This is a genomic window from Paenibacillus sp. GM2 (genome assembly GCF_900069005.2).
In the GTDB taxonomy this organism is placed as follows: Bacteria; Bacillota; Bacilli; order Paenibacillales; family Paenibacillaceae; genus Fontibacillus.
Genome location: NZ_LN831279.1, coordinates 2,850,094 through 2,871,836, shown reverse-complemented (window position 1 = coordinate 2,871,836; position 21,743 = coordinate 2,850,094). Strand labels below are relative to the sequence as shown.

The 21,743-nt window shown below is 48.6% G+C and carries 18 protein-coding genes, 1 tRNA gene and 1 other annotated feature; of the genes, 12 read left to right on the top strand and 7 right to left on the bottom strand.

The window, feature by feature from the left end:
- A complete protein-coding gene (pgmB, locus tag BN1360_RS22840) occupies positions 1-678 on the top strand; it encodes a beta-phosphoglucomutase (RefSeq protein WP_068782140.1) in 678 nt (225 codons plus the stop codon).
- A gap of 81 nt (positions 679-759) precedes the next feature.
- Here pgmB and BN1360_RS22835 read toward each other — a convergent pair whose 3' ends face one another.
- The 3 genes from BN1360_RS22835 to BN1360_RS22825 form a co-directional block, all read right to left on the bottom strand.
- The gene (locus BN1360_RS22835) at positions 760-1,023 is read right to left on the bottom strand and encodes a hypothetical protein (RefSeq protein WP_068782139.1); all 264 of its coding nucleotides are present in this window, start codon (positions 1,021-1,023) and stop codon (positions 760-762) included.
- Between the two features lie 27 nt (positions 1,024-1,050).
- Positions 1,051-1,887 carry an AraC family transcriptional regulator gene (locus BN1360_RS22830; protein ID WP_229521080.1) on the bottom strand — a complete coding sequence of 279 codons (837 nt, stop codon included), beginning with the start codon at positions 1,885-1,887 and terminating at the stop codon, positions 1,051-1,053.
- Between the two features lie 851 nt (positions 1,888-2,738).
- Positions 2,739-3,896, bottom strand: coding sequence for an MFS transporter (locus BN1360_RS22825; protein ID WP_229521146.1), 1,158 nt, complete (start codon positions 3,894-3,896; stop codon positions 2,739-2,741).
- Positions 3,897-4,153: 257 nt separating this feature from the next.
- Here BN1360_RS22825 and BN1360_RS22820 point away from each other — a divergent pair, with 257 nt between their 5' ends.
- The gene (locus tag BN1360_RS22820) at positions 4,154-4,738 is read left to right on the top strand and encodes a TetR/AcrR family transcriptional regulator (RefSeq protein WP_068782137.1); all 585 of its coding nucleotides are present in this window, start codon (positions 4,154-4,156) and stop codon (positions 4,736-4,738) included.
- 54 nt (positions 4,739-4,792) lie between these two features.
- Here the strand turns inward: BN1360_RS22820 and BN1360_RS22815 are convergent, their stop codons facing one another.
- Together BN1360_RS22815 and BN1360_RS22810 are read right to left on the bottom strand one after the other, a co-directional pair.
- On the bottom strand, positions 4,793-6,136 hold the full coding sequence (locus BN1360_RS22815; RefSeq protein ID WP_069188404.1) for a transcriptional regulator: 1,344 nt from the start codon (positions 6,134-6,136) through the stop codon (positions 4,793-4,795).
- 203 nt (positions 6,137-6,339) lie between these two features.
- Positions 6,340-6,413, bottom strand: a tRNA-Pro gene (locus BN1360_RS22810).
- 208 nt (positions 6,414-6,621) lie between these two features.
- Positions 6,622-6,857: a binding site (T-box leader), on the top strand.
- Positions 6,858-6,924: 67 nt separating this feature from the next.
- Between BN1360_RS22810 and leuS the strand changes: the two genes are divergently transcribed.
- Positions 6,925-9,363, top strand: a complete 2,439-nt coding sequence (leuS, locus tag BN1360_RS22805; protein WP_068782136.1) for a leucine--tRNA ligase — start codon at positions 6,925-6,927, stop codon at positions 9,361-9,363.
- 158 nt (positions 9,364-9,521) lie between these two features.
- On the opposite strand, the gene comER is transcribed toward leuS, so the two are convergent.
- The gene (gene comER / locus BN1360_RS22800; RefSeq protein WP_068782135.1) at positions 9,522-10,358 is read right to left on the bottom strand and encodes a late competence protein ComER; all 837 of its coding nucleotides are present in this window, start codon (positions 10,356-10,358) and stop codon (positions 9,522-9,524) included.
- 111 nt (positions 10,359-10,469) lie between these two features.
- Between comER and BN1360_RS22795 the strand changes: the two genes are divergently transcribed.
- The 6 genes from BN1360_RS22795 to holA all read left to right on the top strand — a co-directional run bounded on the left by BN1360_RS22795 (position 10,470) and on the right by holA (position 17,787).
- Positions 10,470-11,042, top strand: coding sequence for a ComEA family DNA-binding protein (locus BN1360_RS22795; RefSeq protein ID WP_068782134.1), 573 nt, complete (start codon positions 10,470-10,472; stop codon positions 11,040-11,042).
- Between the two features lie 14 nt (positions 11,043-11,056).
- Positions 11,057-11,575, top strand: coding sequence for a deoxycytidylate deaminase (locus BN1360_RS22790; RefSeq protein WP_068782133.1), 519 nt, complete (start codon positions 11,057-11,059; stop codon positions 11,573-11,575).
- Positions 11,576-11,725: 150 nt separating this feature from the next.
- Positions 11,726-14,362 carry a DNA internalization-related competence protein ComEC/Rec2 gene (locus BN1360_RS22785; protein WP_148466636.1) on the top strand — a complete coding sequence of 879 codons (2,637 nt, stop codon included), beginning with the start codon at positions 11,726-11,728 and terminating at the stop codon, positions 14,360-14,362.
- A 297-nt stretch (positions 14,363-14,659) separates the two neighbouring features.
- A complete protein-coding gene (locus BN1360_RS22780; RefSeq protein WP_068782132.1) occupies positions 14,660-15,208 on the top strand; it encodes an RNA polymerase sigma factor in 549 nt (182 codons plus the stop codon).
- A complete protein-coding gene (locus BN1360_RS22775; protein ID WP_068782131.1) occupies positions 15,205-16,458 on the top strand; it encodes a zf-HC2 domain-containing protein in 1,254 nt (417 codons plus the stop codon). The genes BN1360_RS22780 and BN1360_RS22775 overlap by 4 nt, the downstream gene beginning before the upstream one ends.
- 309 nt (positions 16,459-16,767) lie before the next feature.
- Positions 16,768-17,787 carry a DNA polymerase III subunit delta gene (gene holA / locus BN1360_RS22770; RefSeq protein WP_068782533.1) on the top strand — a complete coding sequence of 340 codons (1,020 nt, stop codon included), beginning with the start codon at positions 16,768-16,770 and terminating at the stop codon, positions 17,785-17,787.
- 313 nt (positions 17,788-18,100) lie between these two features.
- Here holA and rpsT read toward each other — a convergent pair whose 3' ends face one another.
- Positions 18,101-18,373 (bottom strand): 30S ribosomal protein S20, encoded by a 273-nt coding sequence (rpsT, locus tag BN1360_RS22765; RefSeq protein WP_068782130.1) that lies wholly within the window; start codon positions 18,371-18,373, stop codon positions 18,101-18,103.
- Positions 18,374-18,575: 202 nt separating this feature from the next.
- Between rpsT and gpr the strand changes: the two genes are divergently transcribed.
- The 3 genes from gpr (at position 18,576) to BN1360_RS22750 (ending at position 21,709) form a co-directional block, all read left to right on the top strand.
- The gene (gene gpr, locus BN1360_RS22760; protein ID WP_068782129.1) at positions 18,576-19,592 is read left to right on the top strand and encodes a GPR endopeptidase; all 1,017 of its coding nucleotides are present in this window, start codon (positions 18,576-18,578) and stop codon (positions 19,590-19,592) included.
- 243 nt (positions 19,593-19,835) lie between these two features.
- Entirely contained in the window at positions 19,836-21,167 is a 1,332-nt protein-coding gene (locus tag BN1360_RS22755; protein WP_068782532.1) for a stage II sporulation protein P, read from the top strand.
- Between the two features lie 71 nt (positions 21,168-21,238).
- Entirely contained in the window at positions 21,239-21,709 is a 471-nt protein-coding gene (locus BN1360_RS22750; RefSeq protein WP_068782128.1) for a hypothetical protein, read from the top strand.
- Positions 21,710-21,743: the final 34 nt, after the last annotated feature.

Genomic DNA, 21,743 nt, shown 5'->3' with positions numbered 1-21,743 from the left:
ATGAAACTGCAAGCCGTATTATTTGATCTGGATGGCGTCATTACCGATACCGCAGAGTATCACTATTTGGCCTGGAAGCAGATGGCGGAGCAAATCGGAATCGAAATCGACCGTGATTTTAACGAACAGCTCAAGGGAATTAGCCGAATGGAATCCCTGGAGCGGATATTGGTTCATGGGCGTAAGGATCACCAGTATTCGCTGAAGCATCGTGAGCAGCTGGCCGCAGACAAAAACAAGCATTATGTGTCACTGCTTGCCGGGCTTGCTCCGGACCATGTCTACCCAGGGATTGGTGAATTGCTCGATCAGTTGACAGAGCATCATGTTCCCTCCGTATTGACGTCGGCAAGCAAGAATGCACCGCAAATATTGGAGTCGCTTGGGCTGGCGGACCGCTTCTATGCGATTGCGGACCCTGACGGGATTTCGGGCAAGCCCGCCCCCGACATCTTTCTGAAGGGAGCAGAATTGGCAGGTGCCGATCCGCGATGCTGTATCGGAATCGAGGATGCCCAAGCCGGAATCGAGGCGATTAAAGCGGCGGGGATGTATGCAGTTGGTATCGGCGATCCGGAGCTGCTGGGAGCTTCAGGTGCGGATATCGTATACAATAGCACTGTAAAATTGAGTTTAGCTTCGCTGTTGCAGGCGTTGAAGCAAAGCTCATCATTATAGGCTTCAACAACAAAATTAGGGCTGTCCTTCAGTCATCATCGGAAGATGATCGGGAGCAGCCCTGTTTGCATTTACACATATTTATAGCTCTTCGTAACTATTGCGCTCATTGACGAGCAGACTGGTGAAGATGAGGGACAACAGAATAATGATCCCAGAGGCAGCCAATTGGATATAAAAGTCATGAGGCCTCGGGAGGGATATAAATTGAAAAATAACATCGGTTAACAGGTAGAGCAACATTTTAAATATTCCCCAAAATACGAGAATGGAAATGATCCATTTGCGAATGGACTTTTTAAGACGAGACCGCCTTGTGGCGCTGAGCTTATCCATGGCAGCCATGAAGATTGCCTCCTTATCAACACTTTTCTATTGAGAGCTGCGTGTATCCGACGGAGCGCATCCCTTGAGTTCTTTGTACACTCGATTAAAAGTACGAATGCTGCCAAATCCGCACTCCAGAGCAATATCCGTGATGCTGGAATCCGTGTTCACAAGCTGATGCTCCGCCATAAGCACCCGGATCGTATTGAGATAAGTTTTGAAATTCATACCGATCGCTTTTTTAAAGGAACGGCAGAAGTGGGATGGATTCATCTCAAACCGCTCCGACATCATCTCAACGGATAAGTCCATCGCATAATTCGCCTCGATAAAAGAAATAATCTTATGGATTTTGGCCCGTTTATTCTCAAACCGCTGGCTGGAGCTTCGGTCAAAGGGAACGGTGGGCAGATACCTGCACAAGGTTCCGAACAATTCCAGCAGACAGCTTTTGATGTACATCGGGTAGCCAGTCCGGGCGTTCTCCTTCTCTTGCAGCATTTGACGCAGTAAATCGCCAATTCGTGAAAATTCCGGCTGAGTGGAATCGATATACGGCGATTCGAAGCGAAAATCAACAGGCCAGGTTTTGGCCGCACCAATCAGCTCCGGCTTAAAGATCAGCATGAACGCTTCAGACTCCAGATCCTTGCTCTCATAATAGTGAATATCATTACTGCAGCAAATGACCATATCCCCCGCCTGCAGCCGTCGTTTCTCTTCATTTACCCCGACGATAATATCGCCTCGCTCCACGTAGACGAATTCCAGCTCATTATGGAAGTGCGGATAAAAGGATAGATTGTTAATCCTATAGATTTCAAGCGGAAGCTCGGCATCCATATTCCAATTTTGATAGACCGATTTCATATATATCTCCATGATCCATGCGTAAAATTTTGTATTTCCTGGCTTTAGTTCATCATACCGAGTTAGGCAATTTTTGTCTAATAGGCTGAGGTGTATCTTATGTTTTCAGCATGTAGACATTCAGATGTTATGAAAATCAGATAAAAATCATTGCTGATTGATGAGGAGGCTGCTTCTCTCTATGTTGTCCATTCTTCTGCTTGTAGAAAGTATGAGTTTACCCTTGCAAAGGAAGTACAGTCCTCGGAGCAGGATGAGTGTGAGCGGAGTAATGAGCGTGGAGCAAAGTAAGCGCTAGGAATTCAAAAGCCCTCTTGATGGCTTCTGTCAGAAGAAGCACTATCAAGAGGGCTTAATGTTGCTCGGAACCAATTTCTAACGAAACAGAGCATCGCTATTTGGGTAAAAATAGGCGATATAAAATTCTAACGAAACAGAGTATCGTTATTGAGCCAAATATATAGAATAAACCCTCAATCCGGTCTAAATAACGATATGGTGTTTCGTTAGACTAGAATCATCACGATTTTTGAGGTAATAACGTGATGTAGTTTCGTTAGAAATACATATGTCCGAGGCTGAGCTACGCTAGAGCTAATTTGGGCCGAAGTAGGCTGGATGCTGGATAGCAGTCGCGGCCTCATTAACAGGCGGAGAGATCGTCAACGGCTAACTGAGTGCGAGTAGAATAATGAGCGTGAAGTCGAGTAATGAGCGATTGAACTAGTTTCCGATATTAAAAGAGGGGATGGTTGTTGAAAAGAGTAAAACTAAAAGTTTATTGGCTTGAGGTTTTTAACTTCACAGCCGTCCGGTCCGTGAACATAGAAGCAAGGCCCCAAGGCCCAGCTTCTATGTTCTTTTTATGACAAACGGCGAGTTATTGCCCAGAAGATAAGAGCTATTCCACTTACGGCAGCGCCAAACAAGCAAACCGCATTCCAGCCCCCATAGGCATAAAGCTTGGTTGAAGCAATCGACCCGGTGGCGCTTCCGATGGAATAGAAAATCATGTAGGCTGCGGTCAGACGGCTTCTTGCTTCGGGGCGGACGTTGAAGATCAAGCTCTGGTTCGTGACATGTACAGCCTGTACGGCTGCATCAAGCAGAATAACGCCAAGAACCAAGAACACAAGCGAATGCTTCAACTCATTGATAGGCAGCCACGATACCGTTAGCAGGAACAGAGCAACGCCGGTTGTTCTCTGTCCCCACCCGTGATCGGCAAGCCTCCCTGCTCGAGCAGCTGCCAATGCTCCTGTTACGCCAGCCAGGCCGAAAGCGCCTATAGCGGTATGTGACAGAGAATGCGGGGGTGAACTAAGCGGCAATACCAGCGAAGTCCATAATGTGCTAAATGCTGTAAAGATCAGCATTGCTAAAATGGCTCGAATCCGCAGGATATGCTCTTCTACAAATAATTGCAGCACCGAATGGAGCAGTTGCAAATAGGAGAGCGAATTCTTTTCCAATCTGCCAGGTTGTGGCATTACCCAATAGATAACACTAACTATCATGAGCATTAAGGCTGCAGAGGTAAGATAGACCGAACGCCAGCCAGCAAGATCAGTCAGGACACCTGCAACGGTTCTTGCCAATAGAATTCCAATAACTACTCCGCTGGTTACAAAGCCGACGACACTCCCTCGTTCGGACGGGGCTGCAAGGGTTGAAGCGAATGACACAAGCACCTGGGTTACAACTGCGAGCAGACCCATAATTGCTAGGCCAAGGAACAGAACCGGCACGGCAGGAGCGGTTCCAATAATGGCCAGAGCGGCAACAGAGAGGAGCATCATGACGACGATCAGTCGGCGCTGATTCAATAAGTCGCCGAGCGGAACCAGCAGAAACAGCCCAAGTGCATAACAAATTTGAGTCACCGTGATTACGATGCCGAGGGAAGAATGAGAGATTCCAAACTCATACGCCAGGGAGTCGAGCAGCGGCTGAGCATAATAAACATTTGATACGGCCAGTCCGCAGGCGATGGCGAATAGGATGGCTATACGACGCGTCATCAAGGGAGCAGCAGCTTTAGCGGCTGTATTTTGTGTTACGGCTAGGTTATCGGGCTTATTATGAATAACAGGTGAATCCGGGTTAAAATTTTGCATGTTTACACCTCGTAGTAATATTTTATACCAATGAGTACAAAATGTTTCTTTGTAAATATATATTTAAGCATAAGGGTGTGTCAAGATGTATTTGACATTAAGAAGCCTGTTGTATAACATTAATATATACTGATCGATATAAAATGTTTGGGGGAATAGAATTGGCCAGGCTTCGTGAGTTTGATGAGGAACAAGCGTTGGATGCAGCGATGCAGATTTTTTGGGAGAAGGGGTTTGAAGCTACCTCTTTAAGCGATTTGACATCCAGAATGGGGATTCAGCGACCTAGCCTATATGCGGCATTTGGCGATAAGAAGGGACTGTTTGAAGCTGCGCTGCGCAAATATACACAAATGCATGCCTCTATGATTAGAGCGCAGTTTCATAATCACCCATCTATCCGAGAAGCATTCCGCATCTTTCTTGAAGGAGTGGTTGGACAGGCCTATGCGGAGAAAATCAACCGGGGATGCTTTTGTCTCAATACGATGGTGGAGCTTGCGCCCCATGATGAAAAGTTTGAAATTCTTACGAGGGAGCATCAGATGTACCTGACGGTCATTTTTCAGGAGGCTATAGAACGGGGAATTCAATCAGGGGAACTTAACCCCCGGCCTAATGCCAAGGCTCTGGCACAGACATTGGTAGTCTCTTTAATTGGATTGACAGTAATGTTGAAGTCTCGTCCGGAGCGCTCTTTTGCAGATAACGTGGTGTCGGGGATCCTTCTGCAGCTAGCTGATTAATTAGCGATGATAGCGTAGCTGGAAGACGGTTTGCTGACAATCAAAAGACCAGTTCTATGAACTGGTCTCCTGCACGTTGGTTGAGATTATTTTCATGCCGGAGTGCTGGTCGTTGTAAGAGAAATGATATTGACCGAGCAGTCTAAATATACAATGCTTCTCACTAATAAATACGGACTTGTTCAGGGTGTTTAATAAGTAGTTTAATCCATCTCTGTATCCGCCCTTATTTAAATAATAAGAGCATAATTCATTGTTAAAGCGAGCTATATGCCCCCCAATAATCTGTCGGGTATACACTTTGTTGAGAGACTTATGCTTAATAATCAAGGAAGGAATATCAAAGCGCTGGAGAATATCATCGATGTTAAAGTGGTAGCGATTAGCGAATTCGATAATGTTTAAAAGGGACAACAATACTTCATCATGATTGGATTCCATGTAAGCTAAGTAATCTGCAAGCACGCTTGCATCACCCGCGGCTAACTTCGTTACCATGGTATTCATTTTGGCCCAGTCCTGAAATTTTTCTTTCCATTTTACAGTTTCCTCATCCTGTTCCTTTACCCAATCCAAGTCGTTATACAATTGTATATATTGCAGCGTTTTTTCATAGTCTCTTTTGTGTTCATACACATCGCCCAGCAGTAAGTTGGCATAAGCTATGTAAGTAAAGAGTGGACGATGCCATTTATAATCGCTATCATATTTGGGCCCTTTTTGATACAGAAATTGAGCTATTTGCTTAAGTCTCTCTGCAATTTCCTCCAGCTTATTCCAACGGCTTAATGCCCGGTATGTATTTGCTAAATCCTTCAACGCTTCAAGCTGATCATACTCGCCCAGACGGTCTACAAATAATTCAAACTGAAGGGCCGCTTGGTAATTCTTTTCCTGGTTGTTTTCGAGTTCACACATAAATAAACGATACTGACAAAGGGCCAGCCGTTCGGAATGCTGATGTCTCTCACTTTGTGCTACATTTTCATACAAAATAATGGCTGCTTCTTTCTTGTTATTCTTGTTGAGATCTTCTGCTACTTCAAACAGGTGTGGGGAATAGATCAGGTTGTCTAGCAATTGCTGAACTGTTTTAAGAAGAAGGTCCAAGTTGCCAACCTCTACACAACCGTATAAGAAGGGCTTGATTTTGCGCCAGTTAGGAGGAGACCCAGCTATAACTTCATCGTAGTACTGATTATAGAAGTAACCTTCAGGTAGTCCCATAACCGCTGTGATGCGGTCTAGCTGTTCCATTTTCAAAGTTCTATTTTCATTGAGAATGTAGCTAAGAGAGCCGATATTTATACCAACCTGCTCAGCAAATTTCCGTAAATTCAATCCTTCTTGAATCATAAAATCATTCAGTATTGCACTAATCGTGGTTGTACGGCTCATATTAGACACCCCTACCATCCATCTCTAATATTTCAATAGTATCCATTATTTAAATGGTGGTCAATTTAGAAGTGCGGCATTTGGTGCATATTAGATCCTCGGTAATGACGATAAATATAATAAAAAAGACAACTCCCTTCAGAATTAACCATTCGTCAGGTTGCTGTCATTAAAAGCGGTAAGTAATATCCATATAAATAAAATCGAGACGACAGGATTTGAACCTGCGACCTCTTGCTCCCGAAGCAAGCGCTCTACCAAGCTGAGCCACGTCTCGGTAAGATGAACCGTTCCGGTTGTTCACTTCAATGAACTAGTGGGAACAATTGAAATTATACGCCTGTTCAAAAAACGTGTAAAGTGACATGCTCTTGAATATTATATGAATGTTACATCATTCCCTGAGCCCCTTCATCTTGAAATATTGTCAGGCATGTTGCGTTAAAAAGAATCTTTCTATATAATATAGGGTGATTCATTGGATATTTGCGACTTAGATGAGGATTATTAGTTTGGTTACTGCGCCATTCAGAGAGCCGGTGGCTGGTGAAAGCCGGTTGGAGCAACAAATGAACTCGCCTCGGAGTCATGATGCAAAAGGGCATAGTCCCTGTAACATCATCGTCCTACCCGCGTTATTGGGTACATAAGGGAGCGAAGGACAAAGCATGTCCAACGCTAACTAGGGTGGTACCACGGGAAATTTCCTCTCGTCCCTAGCGATAACGCTATGGATGAAGAGGTTTTTTTACATTTCAGGAGATGTTTTAGAGGAGGACTCGAGAATCATGGCGGACAAGAACGTACCTCATGACGTGTATCAAGCCCAGACCATTGAGCCGAAATGGCAAGTATTCTGGGAAGAGAATCAAACTTTCAAGACTCGCGAAGACGCGGGCAAACCAAAATTTTATGCATTGGATATGTTCCCTTATCCTTCGGGGGCGGGGCTTCATGTAGGCCATCCTGAAGGCTACACGGCGACGGATATCGTATCACGCTACAAGCGGATGCGCGGCTATAATGTGCTTCATCCAATGGGCTGGGACGCTTTCGGACTGCCGGCGGAGCAGCATGCGCTGGATACAGGTGAGCATCCTCGCGACATTACGATCAAGAATGTGAACAATTTCCGGCGCCAGATCAAATCGCTCGGTTTCTCCTATGATTGGGACCGTGAGATCAGCACAACGGATCCGGACTACTATAAATGGACACAATGGATTTTCATTCAGCTCTACAAGAAAGGACTCGCTTATGTGGCGGAAATTCCAGTGAACTGGTGTCCGGCACTCGGTACTGTGCTCGCCAATGAAGAAGTTATCGACGGCAAGAGCGAGCGCGGCGGCCATCCGGTAATCCGTAAGCCGATGCGTCAATGGGTGCTGAAAATCACCGAGTACGCGGAACGGTTATTGGAAGATCTCGAGGAACTTGATTGGTCCGAGAGTATTAAGGATATGCAGCGCAATTGGATCGGCAAATCCGAAGGTGCGGAAGTCGTATTTGATATCGAGGGTCACGAGGGGGAACTGGTCGTATTTACGACTCGCCCGGATACATTGTTCGGTTCTACCTACGCCGTGCTTGCTCCTGAACATGAACTGGTAGCCAGGATCACGACGGATGCGCAGCGTGGCGCCGTAGAGAGCTATCAGGAAAAAGCCGCTCATAAGAGCGATCTGGAGCGTACTGATTTGGCTAAAGAGAAGACCGGCGTATTTACCGGCGCATATGCGATCAACCCGGCTAACGGCGCGAAGCTGCCGATCTGGATTGCCGATTATGTACTTGCCGGTTACGGTACCGGGGCTATTATGGCTGTTCCGGGTCATGATGAACGCGACTATGAATTTGCGAAGCAATTCGATCTTCCTATCATCGAAGTGCTGTCCGGTGGCGACCTGTCCAAGGAAGCTTATACCGGGGACGGCCCGCATGTCAATTCCGGGTTCCTGGATGGTATGGATAAAGAAGCAGCAATTAAGAAGATGATTGCCTGGCTTGAAGAGAACGGCAAAGGCCAGGGGAAAGTCACTTACCGCCTGCGCGACTGGTTGTTCAGCCGTCAGCGTTATTGGGGCGAGCCGATTCCGATCCTTCACCTCGAAGACGGAACGATGAAGCCGGTTCCTGAGGATCAGCTGCCGCTTGTCCTTCCGGAAGTTGAGCATATTAAACCATCCGGTACAGGGGAATCCCCGCTGGCGAACGTTACAGAATGGGTGAATACGGTAGATCCCGAGACAGGACTTAAAGCTCGCCGCGAGACAAATACGATGCCGCAATGGGCAGGAAGCTGCTGGTACTACCTGCGTTATATTGATCCGCATAATGACAAAGAGCTATGCTCCCCGGAGAAGCAACAGGAGTGGCTTCCAGTCGATCTGTATATCGGCGGTGCGGAACATGCGGTATTGCATCTGCTCTATGCGCGCTTCTGGCATAAAGTGCTGTATGATCTTGGCGTAGTATCGACGAAGGAACCGTTCCACAAGCTGGTTAACCAAGGGATGATTCTCGGCACAAATAATGAGAAGATGAGTAAATCCCGCGGCAACGTGATTAACCCGGACGATATCGTGAACAATTATGGCGCGGATACACTCCGTATGTATGAAATGTTCATGGGGCCGCTTGAGGCGACCAAGCCTTGGAGCGAGAATGGGGTTGAAGGGGCTCACCGCTTCTTGTCCCGGATTTGGCGTTTGTTCGTTGCTGAGGATGGTAGCCTGAACGCGAAGATCGGCGGCGAAGGCAGCGACGAATTCAAACGTACCTGGCATAAGACAGTGAAGAAGGTAACGGAGGATCTTGAGGCTCTGCGGTTCAATACGGCGATCAGCCAGTTGATGATCTTCGTCAACGAAGCCTACAAAGTGGACAGTGTGCCGAAGGAAGCAGCCGAGCACTTTGTACAAATGCTGTCTCCGCTTGCACCGCATATTGCAGAAGAATTGTGGGAGCGTCTTGGAAATACGGGAGGCATCAGCTATGTATCCTGGCCAACTTATGATGAAGCTTGGACTGTGGATGCAGAGGTAGAGATTGTGGTACAGGTGAACGGGAAGATCGTAGAACGCACGAAGATTTCCAAGGATCTTGACCAAGCGGCCATGCAAGAACACAGCATGAACCTGCCTAACGTGAAGCAGGCTGTTGAAGGCAAGACGGTCCGTAAAGTCATTGCGGTTCCGGGCAAGCTTGTCAATATCGTAGTCGGATAATCCATATTGCAGACAGACAAGGACTGGGAAGGCCGGCCGAACCCGGCGGTCTTCCCTCTTTTTATACGATTTTAGAGTTCGGTCAAGAATCTGCCTTTGATAAGGAAGTCGAACTTTTTAAACCTCATTTTTGGAGTAATATGTAGTAGTTCATAGAATCACCGTTCGTTTTGGATTTCACTGAACAATTTGTCTAATTTGTCGAGATCTTCATTATACTTCTGATGCGTGGCGTCGATGAGCCTGGAGAACACGTCCTGCAGCCCTGAATCTAAAATATCAATGCCTTTGGCGGTGATTCCGCCCGGTACGGAGACGCGCCGCTGGAGCTCTTCCGGCGACAGTCCGCCTTCCGTAAGCAGCTTGCCGGTGCCGAGCAGCATTTGCGACCCCAGATACAAGGCATCGCCTCTGTCAATTCCCGTCATCTCGGCCGCAGTTTCGGCCCAACGCTGCAGGATGAACGCGATAAAGGCAGGGCCGCAGCTTGAAATATCAGAGGCGATCCGGGTTTGTTCCTCCTTGATGATTAATGGAGTGCTGATCGATGACATGAGTTGCTCCAGCAAGAGACGATCCTCCGGCTGGATGCGCGAACCATATATGCAGAGCGAGGCTCCGCTTTGCACCGAATGTGTAATGCTGGGAATGATTTTTGCTATACGCGATGGAACGGCCTGCTCCAGCATTTCAAGCTGAACAGGGCTCGTAATGGATACGATAATTTGTTTATCCGTCAGCACATCCTTAATCTCCGATAGGACGCCCGGGAAATCCAGCGGCTTCACACATAGGAATATAATTTGGCTCTCACGCGCGGCTTCGACATTGCTGTCTACGATGCGTATTCCGGGATGGCGTCCTGCAATCCGTTCCGCCTTATGCGGGGAACGATTGCTGATGCAGATGAAGCTTTGATGCAATGCACCGGAGCGTAGAAATGCGTCGATTAGCAGGCTGCCCATAGATCCTGTTCCGATGAAAGCCACTTTCATCCCGTTTCCTCCTTTCGTGCAAATATGCAGTGTTTTTATATATGTATGCATCTTGATTGGATCTTCATGACCTATACGGCACAGATTCTTTTGAGATTGGAGTGTTATATGATGAATAAAGGGTATGTCATCACCTCGATTTGCTCCGCGCTTGCGGGGGCGGTATTGATGCTTCTTGTCCTGGGAGGCAGTCAGGCCTCAGGGATCGAAGGGTGGGTCCCAGTGAACCGGGAGGTAGCGATGACTCTGGAGGATCAAGCGGCTGATATGAATGATATCTCCTCAGATAGGTCGGCTCTGGATGCATCGGCACCGCAAACCGCAAAGGCACAGGCTCAAGGCCAGGCGGATCAGGTTTCGCTTGATATGAATACAGCTGGGCCGGATCATAACAAGGGGAACGCTGAGCCAAATGCTGTAGGTACGGGCACAGCGGATGCACAGGTTAAGAGCGAAGGCACACCACCTGCTGGAGCCCAAGGCCAGAGCGGCTTGATTAATATCAATACAGCCGGAGTGACAGAGCTTCAAGAGATTCCGGACATCGGTGAGAAGAAGGCGCAGGCGATCATTCAATTTCGCAATGAGAATGGCCACTTCCAATCGATAGAGGATTTAACAAAGGTCAAAGGAATCGGCGCAAAAATGCTTGAAAAAATGAGGCCCTTTGTAGGGCTGAGATAGGAGATTAGCGAACAATGAATCATGATCAACGTAAAGATTGGGATACGTATTTCATGGATATCGCCTATATGGTGTCGACCCGTTCCCGCTGTGATCGGCGCCATGTTGGGGCTGTGCTCGTGCAAGGCAAGAAGCTGCTCGGAACAGCGTATAACGGAGCACCCTCCGGTGTTCCGGATTGTTCGGAAGCAGGCTGCATGATCTCCGAGGAATACGAATTAGTTGTTCAGGACGGTAAAGAGACCATGGTCAAAAAACAGCGCTGCATTCGCACGATCCATGCGGAACAGAATCTTCTGCTGTTCACCGACCGAATTGATCGCGAAGGCTCAAGTGTGTACGTAACAGATGAACCGTGCTGGACCTGTGCGAATATGCTCGCAAACAGCGGGATTATAGAGATCGTCTTCCACCGCCCGTATCCCAAGGATACCGACAAAGTCAGGGCCATGCTGGAGCAGGTGGGCATCCGGTTCCGTAGACTGGACACCTACCAGCCGCCACAGGAGACGATAACTGCGGTAGAGAACTGATACTTGGTACCTTGGTATTAAAGATCAAAGTTAAATAGATGACATGATGAAGGAAGAACCTCATCTGCTTAGGCAGGTGGGGTTCTTTGTCGTCTTATAATGTTGTTCCGGGTTCTTACGACAATTTGAACAAGGGGAGGTTAGAAAATCGTGAAAAGCAGACCGTTGGCAATGGTTATCTGCTGCTGGATTGCCGGAAGCGGGTGTGCTGTCTTATGGCATGGAACCTCATTATGGCTAATTTGGGGCGGGCTGACCCTGCTGCTCCCTTTGCCGGGGATCGTGCTCAGATATCGGCCAAGACAGATGTTTTTGTTATGGCTTGCTTTTTCACTGGGAGCTATATATTGGCAAATCAACGATGGAAGAAATGTAAGCAGGATTAGCACTGCGCTTGCTGCAGGTAATATAACTCCGGGTGCCGCTATGGTTAGGGCAAGCGGAATGATCGTCTCCACGGTGGAAGTTGACGGTGATCGGGCCGCATTTACAGCAGCTTTGCAGCTTATAGAGCCTGCGCAAGCTCCAGCTGAAAGCACAGCTCCAGGTGTACATGGGATCGACACCGCTAGTGAACGGGTGGCCGTACAGATCAAGCTGTCTAAGCAGGAAGAGCAGGCTGTGGCCGCAGCTTGGACCCGGGGACAGAAGATCACGCTGTTGGGCAGTCTGGAGCAGCCAAGCAAGGCGCGCAACTTCGGTGGATTCGACTACGGCAAGTATTTACGAACACAGCGTATCCATTGGATCTTCAAAGCCGCCGGCGCTTCCGCGGTGGAGGCAACATCCGGCGGCTTCAGCGGGACGGCTCTGCTGGGCAAGGTGGACCAGCTGCGACAGCGGATCGGGAACCGGGTTGAGCAATTATTCCCGGAGTGGCAGGCGGGGTATATGAAGGGACTTCTCATCGGGCTTGCCGACGAGCTGGAGCCGGATAAATATGCTCAGTTCACCCAGCTGGGTCTGACGCATATTCTGGCGATTTCAGGCAGTCACGTTGCGATTAACGTGGGTCTGCTCTTTGGCTTGCTTCGTCTTTGCAGAGTTACCCGAGAGACCTCGATCTTGATCGTGCTCTGCTTCGTGCCGATTTATGTCTTGCTGACAGGCTTCTCACCTTCAGTCATTCGTTCCGGTATTATGACGATACTTGGCCTCTATTTATTGCGGCAGCGCAGGCTGAAGGATGGGCTGAATGTACTGTCGGCAGCCGCGCTGCTCATGCTGTTATGGGAGCCAAACTATTTGCTAAATGTCAGCTTTCAGCTGTCGTTTGCCGTTACTGCCGGGCTGATTATATTCGTGCCGCAGCTCCTTCCGCTGCTGGGCTGGCTGCCGCCTAAAATTCGCGGCACCGTCGCGATTACTGTTGCTGCGGAGCTCGTCTCTTTTCCTCTGACAATCTATTATTTCAATCAACTCTCGTTACTCTCTCTAGCTGCGAATCTACTAATCGTTCCGGTGATCGGGCTGGTTGCTTTGCCTCTGGGGACGGCGGCATTGCTGGCCAGCTGGATTTGGCTCAGATTAGGTACCTGGATCGCCTATCCGGTTATTCTCGTGAACAAAGCAACCTTTCAGGCTACGGAATGGCTTACCAGTCATAACGGCTTTATGACTTATTGGAAATCGCCAAGCCTCCCATGGATCGCCGGCTACTATCTGGTCATTTACGGTTTGCTGCTGTTGGGCAAGCGGGCGGTGACATTGCGCTCCATTCAGTCTGTTACAGATGATACTGTCCCGCTGCCGGATCGTCCGGCCCGCCCTCAAGCCAAAAGCTTCTACAGCTTTGCGGGAGATGGTTTCAAGCGATGCGCGGCAGTGCTTTCGCTGGCGATCAGTCTCATGGTCATGCTGGTCTACGGTTATCGCCCGCTTAATTCCCCTGGCATGGGGCATGTCCAATTTATTGATGTTGGACAGGGAGACTGCACGCTGATCACGACGCCATCCGGCATTAATATCCTGGTCGATGGGGGCGGCACCGTATCTTTTCGCAAGCCGGGGGAGAGCTGGCGCGATCGGCGGGAACCGTTTGAAGTTGGAGCGAAGACGGTTGTTCCCTTGCTTAAGAAGCGCGGCATCCATCGCCTCGACATCGTCATCGCTACGCATGGCGATCAGGATCATATCGGCGGCTTACAGGCCGTTGTTGAGCAATTCCCGATCGGCGCTCTGCTGTTCAACGGCAGTTTCTCCGAATCGGCGACTTTGGCTAAGCTAATGCAGACAGCAGTGGATAAAAGAATTTCTATATATGCGGTCTCCCGGGGCATGATCCTCAATCCGGACTTTGCAACGAGACTTGAATTTATGGCCCCACTCCTGCATGAACATGACGAAGAAAATCAGGGGGCTCTAGCAATACCCTATATTAAGGAACAAAATGCCGAGTCTGTCGTATTTCGACTGGAGATGGACGGAGCAAGCTTTCTGTTCACAGGGGATACGGATGAAGGGACGGAGCGCAAGATGCTGGCTCTGGAGCATCAAGAATCCTCAGAAGGAGAAGCCGATGAACTGCGCCCGGTAGATATACTGAAGGTAGCGCATCACGGCAGCAAGACGTCAACTTCAGGTTTATGGATCAGGCGTTATCAGCCGGCAGCATCGGTAATTTCGGCGGGGTTGGGCAATACCTACGGACATCCGAATGCCGATGTGGTGGAGCGGCTTGTTCAGTCCGGCAGCATGATTTTTCGGACGGATTTGCAGGGGGAGATCCAGGTTGCCGTGCATCAAGGATTGATCCAGTCCAGGTACAAAAATAATTCATCAGAATAGGCAGTGTTCATAGAAACTATTCACTCCTTCCCACGTCTCATAGTACGACTGGATTTTGTTGAGGTCACTAGCGACCTCTTTTTTTTATTTTTACACTGTGTCCGCTGGATGACGCGTTCTCTTTTTTTTGGTATTCTTAGGTGAGATTGAGAACATATATGTAAAAATAAACTACTTAAAAGTGCATGTTTCAAATTTTTAGAGCCTAACAAGATTTGTCTAAAAAATAGAATAACAATGTTGCAACATATCGCTGGCCGATATCGTCTGTAATGTTGCAAGGAAGGGGGAGCCTTAGTGGTAGAGCAGGGACTCATCAGAGCCGCTCAGCAGGGCGATCGCGACGCTCTAATCACCCTATTGCGTGAGATAGAAACACATGTGTACCGGACGGCCTATTATATTTTGAATAATGAACAGGACGCGCTGGATGCAGCCCAGGAGGCGCTAATCAGGATCTATACGAAGATAGATTCCTATGAGGAGAAGGCGCAATTCAAGACATGGGTTCAGCGCATAGTAACCAATATATGTATTGATAAGTTCCGAAGGAACAAACCTACGGTTTCTATTGAAGAGCATGAGCTTGTTTTTCAAGGGAAAGAGAGTGTCGAGAGGGAAGTGATGTCCGGCTACATAGCAGAGGACATTCGCGAAGCAATCGATCAGCTTCCGGAACATCACCGTTCTGTTGTTGTTCTGAGATATTTGCAGGACTTCTCGTACAATGAAATTGCTGACTGTTTGAATTTACCGCTGAATACGGTGAAATCCTATTTATTCAGGGCGAGACAACAGCTTCAGCATTTACTCCAAGATTATCAGAAAGGTGGTGTGTCAGGATGAAATGTTCGGAGGCGGTGGAATGGATGCATCGTTATTTAGACCATGATTTGAACGATGAAGAAAGCGCCCGATTATTCGAGCATATCCGCATGTGTCGAGATTGTGCCGAAGAATTTGATATATTGAAAAGGCTGAATTCCAGGTTAGAACAGCTTCCCAAGGTTATGCCGAAGATCAGTCTGGTTGATTCGATCCTTCCTCAGCTGGATGAGATCGACAGGGCCCGCCGAGAGGAGGGCAGCGCTTCAGAGGTGCTTCCCGGGATGGAGCCGCTGGTTGCCAGGTCTGCAGAAGCGGCGGCAAGCCGCAGCCGCAGGCAGAGTCCGTGGCGGAGCCGCGCTTTTCGCGCCGGGGCACTTGGCGTAACTGCCGCGTTGGTCCTTGGCATATTCATTTACAATTACCAGCCGCATACGGTGTCCGATGCGGAAATGTCGGTGCAATCTATGTCCAGTAATGATCAGGCTGCCCAGTCAGATCGTACAGATAGCTCTGCTGCTGATGAAGGTGGTGTACAGAGCTACTTAGCACCGGAGGACAGCGGGGATCCGGCTGGTAACGCCGGTGACAGCGTCTTGAGATCGACAGATCAGCAAGATGGCCATGCAGGAGATGAGAACCCTAATGCTGCACGGATGGGGGGGGCTCCTGTCGGGGACAAGAACGATGCTCAGGCTCCAATAAGCAAGCGGGATTCAGCGGACACGACGGCCCCCAATAAGACCGATGCGTCTGCCAGCGATAAGGCTTCGAGTGGACAGCACGGCAAGCAGGAGAAAGCTACGCCTAGCTCAACCGCTTCGGGAAATGCAACAGACTGGGGAGCTGCCAGCGATAAAGCTGCCAAGGACAATCTCAGTTTTGACATTCATAACCAAACAACGGAGGGAACCGGAGATGCCGCGGATTCCACTGAGAACCATCCCTTTACAATTGGTAAAAATATCATGGGCATACTGGCTGCGGATATTTGGACTTCGCCGGACGGAGGCTTTACGGTCGAGGTTAACGATAGCCATCTCTATTTGTATCAGAACAACATAGATAGTATGAACGGCCGCACATTGATTACAGATCAGCCCTTTGATGGTGTATGGGTGCGAGGCTCCTGGTCCGAGGACAGCAAATCGTATCAGTATGAGATCGAGAAGGATGGCGTGACTTCCACTTATACGTTGCAGGCGGATGCTGGAAGCGATGCCGGCTCACCTGGAAATAAGGACCAAACTCAAAAAAATACAAATAAATGAGTCACCTTTTTATGAGATATGGAATAGGTTATATAGATTAGAGAGAAAAGACGGACCCTGATCGTCGTATGACCGCCGGCGGAAAAGTTTCTAGAGCTTTTCAGCCCGCGTTTATATAGATGTTCTGGGACAAAGGGACCTTATGCTAATATAGCGGGGTCCCTTTGTTGCGTTAAATGCGAACCACCCTATGTTGATCTGAAAAATGCGGCTTGGACGAACCGTGTTTTTCGAGATATGATAATACAATGAGTGTTTAAAAAGATGGACTTTTCAAATACCTCTTAAATAGACAAGGAGGGAAAAATGGTGGATGTGAAGGCCGCGATCAAAGAGATCAAACAAGGGAAGGTCTCCCCTTTATATTTGTGTTATGGAACAGAGAAATATCAGATGCAGCAATTTATCGCCTTATTGCAGGAGCAAATTGTGGACCCGGACCAACGCGATTTCGCGCTCGCTCATTTTGATCTGGCGGAGACCCCGGTGGAGGTGGTCATTGAAGAAGCAGAGACGCCGCCCTTTCTGGCTGAGCGCAAGTTGATCATTGCCAAAGATTCCGCTGTATTTACAGCAGGCAGGGACAATAGCAAAATCGAGCATAAGCTGGAGACGTTATTGACCTATTGCGCTAATCCTGCTGAATATAGTGTCATTGTGTTTATGGCTAACAGCGAGAAGCTGGATGAGCGCAAGAAGATCGTTAAGACGATGAAAAGCGAGGGAGTCGTTCTGTCCTTCCTGCCGCTTAGCGGAGCTGAGCTTGTGCAGTGGGTAGTTCGCGAGGTGGAGGGCCGAGGCTGCCGGATTGGAACGGATGCGGCGGAGGCGCTTATCGCTTCAGCAGGGGTACAGTTGTCAGCCCTGTCGGTCGAGGTGGACAAGCTCTGTCTATATACGGGCTCGGGAGGCAAAATCGAGCCGTCCACAGTGGAGCAGCTGGTAGCGAGGAGCACGGAGCAAAATGTATTCGTTATGGTCGAGAATATCGCGAATTTGAAATTGGAGAAGGCGCTCGATATATTCTATGAGCTTCTTAAGCAGCGTGAAGAGCCTATTAAAATCGCTGCCCTAATCGCCCGCCAGTTCCGCATTATGCTGCAGGTTAAGGATTTGGCCAGGCAGAGCTACTCCCAGCAGCAGATCGCTTCTCAGCTTAGTCTGCATCCCTATGCGGTGAAGATTGCCGGTGAACAGGCGCGTAAATTCGAAGCTGCGGCGTTGCGGGGCATATTGTCAGAGCTGGCTGAGCTGGATTACCGCATGAAGAGCGGGCGGGTTGATAAAGTGCTTGGATTGGAAATGTTCCTGCTGAAACTTGGGGCGTAGAGGCGCGGCCTCATGTGATTCATCAAGTTTGTGGGTCGCTCATTTGTTTATTTTATCTTAACGAAACCCCAGAACGTTATTGGCTCAAAAACAAGGGCAATTCAGGTTTAACGAAACACCGTATCGTTATTTGTGCTGAAACTAAGGTCGTAACCTTAATTCGGATATATAGCGATCCCCTGTTTCGTTACAATTTTGAGTTGCTCTATTTGGTGTCAATAAGGATACCTGGTTTCGTTAGTAATAAATCCAAAAAGACCTGAACGAATTCGTTCAGGTCTCTTCAGGCTTCAGTTTATTAAAATGTCGCCGATTACGCTTGAGCCGTAAGGGCGTTCAATTTTTTAGCCAAGCGGGATTTCTTGCGAGCTGCTGCATTCTTATGGATCAGACCTTTAGTAACGGCTTTGTCCAATTTCTTGGTAGCAGCGGCGAAAGCGGCTTTAGCTGCTTCCACATCGTTAGCTGTCAATGCAGTATCAGCAGTTTTAACTACAGTACGCAGTGCAGATTTTTGCGAAGCGTTAAGTTGGCGACGTTTGTCGTTAGTTTTAACACGTTTGATTGCGGATTTAATGTTTGGCATTGCATTCACCTCCTGTAAAACATATATCAAGCCAGATGATTCACAACTTAAAATATTTTATCACGCGTCCCGCCAAATTGCAACGAATTCATCAAAAGTGAATGAACAAAAGTGAACTTGATGAACTTTGCTTGCATAATCGGAATTCCTTTCCTGCACAATAACAGGTATAGGCAAAAGAGGAAATGGAGGTCTGAATCAGATGAATCTGGATTTGCGTGATTATGCGGTAAGAACCGATTTAGCGGTTGAATCGAAGGAAATGGCCGAGACGGTGCATGGCGGTCCGCTGCCCGGCGTACAGGAGCAGGTGGACGAGCATGACGGAATCAAGATTACCCGGCTGGATGTCACTGACGAGAACGCTTCACAGCAGCTTGGCCGAATGATGGGTCATTATATTACTTTAGAAGTGCCGGGCCTGCGTAGTCAGGATACTGATTTGCAGGAGAAGGTGTCGGCAGCTTTTGCTCAGGAGTTTAGTGGATTTCTTAATAAAATAGGCATTAATAACGGGGCAAAGGTGCTGATCGTTGGACTTGGCAACTGGAATGTGACCCCGGATGCACTTGGACCACTTGTGGTGGAGAATGTGCTTGTTACCCGTCATTTCTTTGAACTGGCTCGGGACCAGGTTGCTCCCGGCTACAGAGAGGTTAGCGCTATTGCTCCTGGCGTGCTCGGGATCACCGGTATCGAGTCAAGCGAGGTGGTGCAGGGGATCGTGGAGCGGACGAAGCCGGATCTGATCATTGCTATTGACGCGCTGGCCTCCCGCTCGCTGGAAAGAGTCAATACGACGATTCAGATCGCGGATATCGGCATTCACCCAGGCTCGGGCATCGGCAACAAACGCCGCGGGTTAACCCAAGAAATCCTCGGCATTCCTTGTATAGCGATCGGCGTTCCGACGGTGTGCTACGCCTCTACAATCGTGAACAATGTGCTTGATCTGATGAAGACGCATTTCAACGATGAGAGCAGTGATGGCCAGGGGTCGGAGACAAAGCAGATTATGGGTCTGCTCCATGACCTGAGTGAAGGTGAACGGCTGGGACTTGTCAAAGAGGTGCTCGAGCCGCTGGGACATGACCTGATCGTTACACCCAAGGAAATCGATGAATTCATTGAAGACATTGCCAATGTAATCGCAAGCGGACTTAATCTGTCTTTACATGAGGCGGTAACGCCTGACAATGTGGCAAGTTATACGCACTAGACGGCGATAAGCGATGGAGAATTGCAAATAGCTTCGCCGCCGGCAGGGTCCAATATTCCAAAGGGGCACCGTTCCCCTTTGGAATGTTGGGCCTTCTTTCTCCTAAGCCCGTAGTTCAACGAATCTAGCGGACTTCTTCTTTGTTGTTAGAATTCTAGGTTCTATTCATTCGAATAGATTCATAGATTTGGAGTACAAGGAATGATTCCGATAGAACAACTGGCTAGGGAGGACGGAGGAAGCATGAAATTTAGAGCATGGAATATAGGCAAAATCAAACGAAGCATGATGCATATGCTGGCGATGGGACGAACCTTCTTGTTAATGTCGGTGATGGCGGCCGTATTTTTTGTCTTATTGGGCACCCTGGGAATTGCCGAGAAGAGCCTGAACAATTCACCGGTATCTTCGATGAAGGGGCTTGCCGCTTCGCTGTCGAGCCGTTTTTTTATCGATATGGTAGGCATGGAGCTGCCGCATTCGGTGAATGAGAAGCAGTCGCTCGTCTTTGACGGTAAGAAAATGACGAATTTTGTATTTCAATTATTGACCGATGTTAATCCGGCTGATCCGAAGAGTCTGATCGCCCGGGAAGTACCCGGACTTGGAGCAGACAACCCGATACTTCTGCGCAGCGGCTCAGGCAATAATACGGCCTCGGCTCCGGAGGATTACCGGCCCGGTTCCGGTGCCGATGGCAGCGCGCCGGATCATCAGGAAGGGAACGGAGACGGGGATCAGCCCGCACCAGATTCGCAGCAGGGGGGAGACAACGTCCAACCGCCGGATAAGTCCGGGGGACAGGATCCCAAGGATGATGAATCGCCTATCAAACCGGGCAACAAGAATATCGTGATGATCTATCACTCTCATCCACAGGAATCATACAATCCGCTGTTGGGTTCAAATGTGGACAATCCCAGTTCTTCAAAGGAGGATAAGAACGTTGGGCTTGTCGGCAAGATGCTGGCCAGTGCGCTGGAGAAGAAGGGCGTAGCCGCACTGCACTCTTTTGTTAACTATCAAGCAACAGTGAGTAATTACAATTACAATTATTCATATAAATATTCAAGAGAGACGGTTAAACAGGCGATGGCGGAGAACGGCAAGCTGCAGTACTATTTCGATATCCATCGTGACTCGAAGCGTCATGATAAGACGACGGCAACGATTGACGGGGTGAACTATGCGCAGGTCTATTTCATCATCGGTCATTCCAACGAAAATTGGCGCCAGAATGAGGAATTCGCCAGCTCAATCCATGATCGGATGGAGAAAACCTACCCGGGAATATCGCGTGGAATCTGGGGCAAGACCTCAGCGCAAGGCAACGGAGAATATAACCAGTCCTTATCGCCCAACAATATTTTAATCGAGATCGGCGGTATCGATAATTCCGAGGAAGAGCTTAATAACACCGTCAAAGTACTGGCCGGAATTATCGCAGATATCTATTGGGAGAGTCAGGATACCGAGAAGGCAGGGACGATGGCTAAGGCCGGGAAGAATACGGATAAGACTGTAGCGAGCGTCAATAAAAATACGAATAAGAGCAATACTGATACGAAAAAATAATCTTGCTTCAACACTTAAGTTGATTTTCTAAAATAATGACAGACCGAGTCCGGGAAGGAGCGTTAGTCGAAATGGCCAAAAAGATGAGGAGAACGGTGTTTTATCTAATATTGCTGGCAGCCGGAGTAACTCTGGGCATGCAAATGGGAGATGGAGGTACAGCGGGCACTTATAATCCGCAATACGCCGAGGCTAACGCTGCCTCCAACGGATTTTGGCAGAACGGTTACTATTATAGTAGAACGGGAGCCCAACCCGTGTGGGTGAACGGAAGCACAACTAACGGGAACGGGGGTTATGCCGGGAATACAGGTACTGGTGTTGTACCTGACGGTTATTATGTTGTAACTCCTCAGCCGGGCCAGCCCGGATACCAGACAGCTCCGGGGGCAGAGGTGTCGAAAACTCCGTCGGAGCTGCTAATGCCACCTGCAGAAGCTCCAGGGGTAGACCAGATCGCCGACAAAACGGCTAACCTGCTGCAGCAAATCTCCAAGAAGGGAATTCACTGGGTCGCCTCTTGGTTCAACCCGGAAGGATAATAACGGCTGTTTATCCCCGCACACAGCTTTGTTA

Coding starts and splice junctions, on each gene's coding strand:
- rpsT (WP_068782130.1), bottom strand. CDS start 18,373: ATGCCAAACATTAAATCCGCAATCAAACGTGTTAAAACTAACGACAAA.
- BN1360_RS22835 (WP_068782139.1), bottom strand. CDS start 1,023: ATGGCTGCCATGGATAAGCTCAGCGCCACAAGGCGGTCTCGTCTTAAA.
- BN1360_RS22795 (WP_068782134.1), top strand. CDS start 10,470: ATGAATAAAGGGTATGTCATCACCTCGATTTGCTCCGCGCTTGCGGGG.
- BN1360_RS22830 (WP_229521080.1), bottom strand. CDS start 1,887: ATGGAGATATATATGAAATCGGTCTATCAAAATTGGAATATGGATGCC.
- BN1360_RS22815 (WP_069188404.1), bottom strand. CDS start 6,136: ATGAGCCGTACAACCACGATTAGTGCAATACTGAATGATTTTATGATT.
- BN1360_RS22775 (WP_068782131.1), top strand. CDS start 15,205: ATGAAATGTTCGGAGGCGGTGGAATGGATGCATCGTTATTTAGACCAT.
- pgmB (WP_068782140.1), top strand. CDS start 1: ATGAAACTGCAAGCCGTATTATTTGATCTGGATGGCGTCATTACCGAT.
- BN1360_RS22750 (WP_068782128.1), top strand. CDS start 21,239: ATGGCCAAAAAGATGAGGAGAACGGTGTTTTATCTAATATTGCTGGCA.
- BN1360_RS22790 (WP_068782133.1), top strand. CDS start 11,057: ATGAATCATGATCAACGTAAAGATTGGGATACGTATTTCATGGATATC.
- BN1360_RS22755 (WP_068782532.1), top strand. CDS start 19,836: ATGAAATTTAGAGCATGGAATATAGGCAAAATCAAACGAAGCATGATG.
- leuS (WP_068782136.1), top strand. CDS start 6,925: ATGGCGGACAAGAACGTACCTCATGACGTGTATCAAGCCCAGACCATT.
- comER (WP_068782135.1), bottom strand. CDS start 10,358: ATGAAAGTGGCTTTCATCGGAACAGGATCTATGGGCAGCCTGCTAATC.
- gpr (WP_068782129.1), top strand. CDS start 18,576: ATGAATCTGGATTTGCGTGATTATGCGGTAAGAACCGATTTAGCGGTT.
- BN1360_RS22825 (WP_229521146.1), bottom strand. CDS start 3,896: ATGACGCGTCGTATAGCCATCCTATTCGCCATCGCCTGCGGACTGGCC.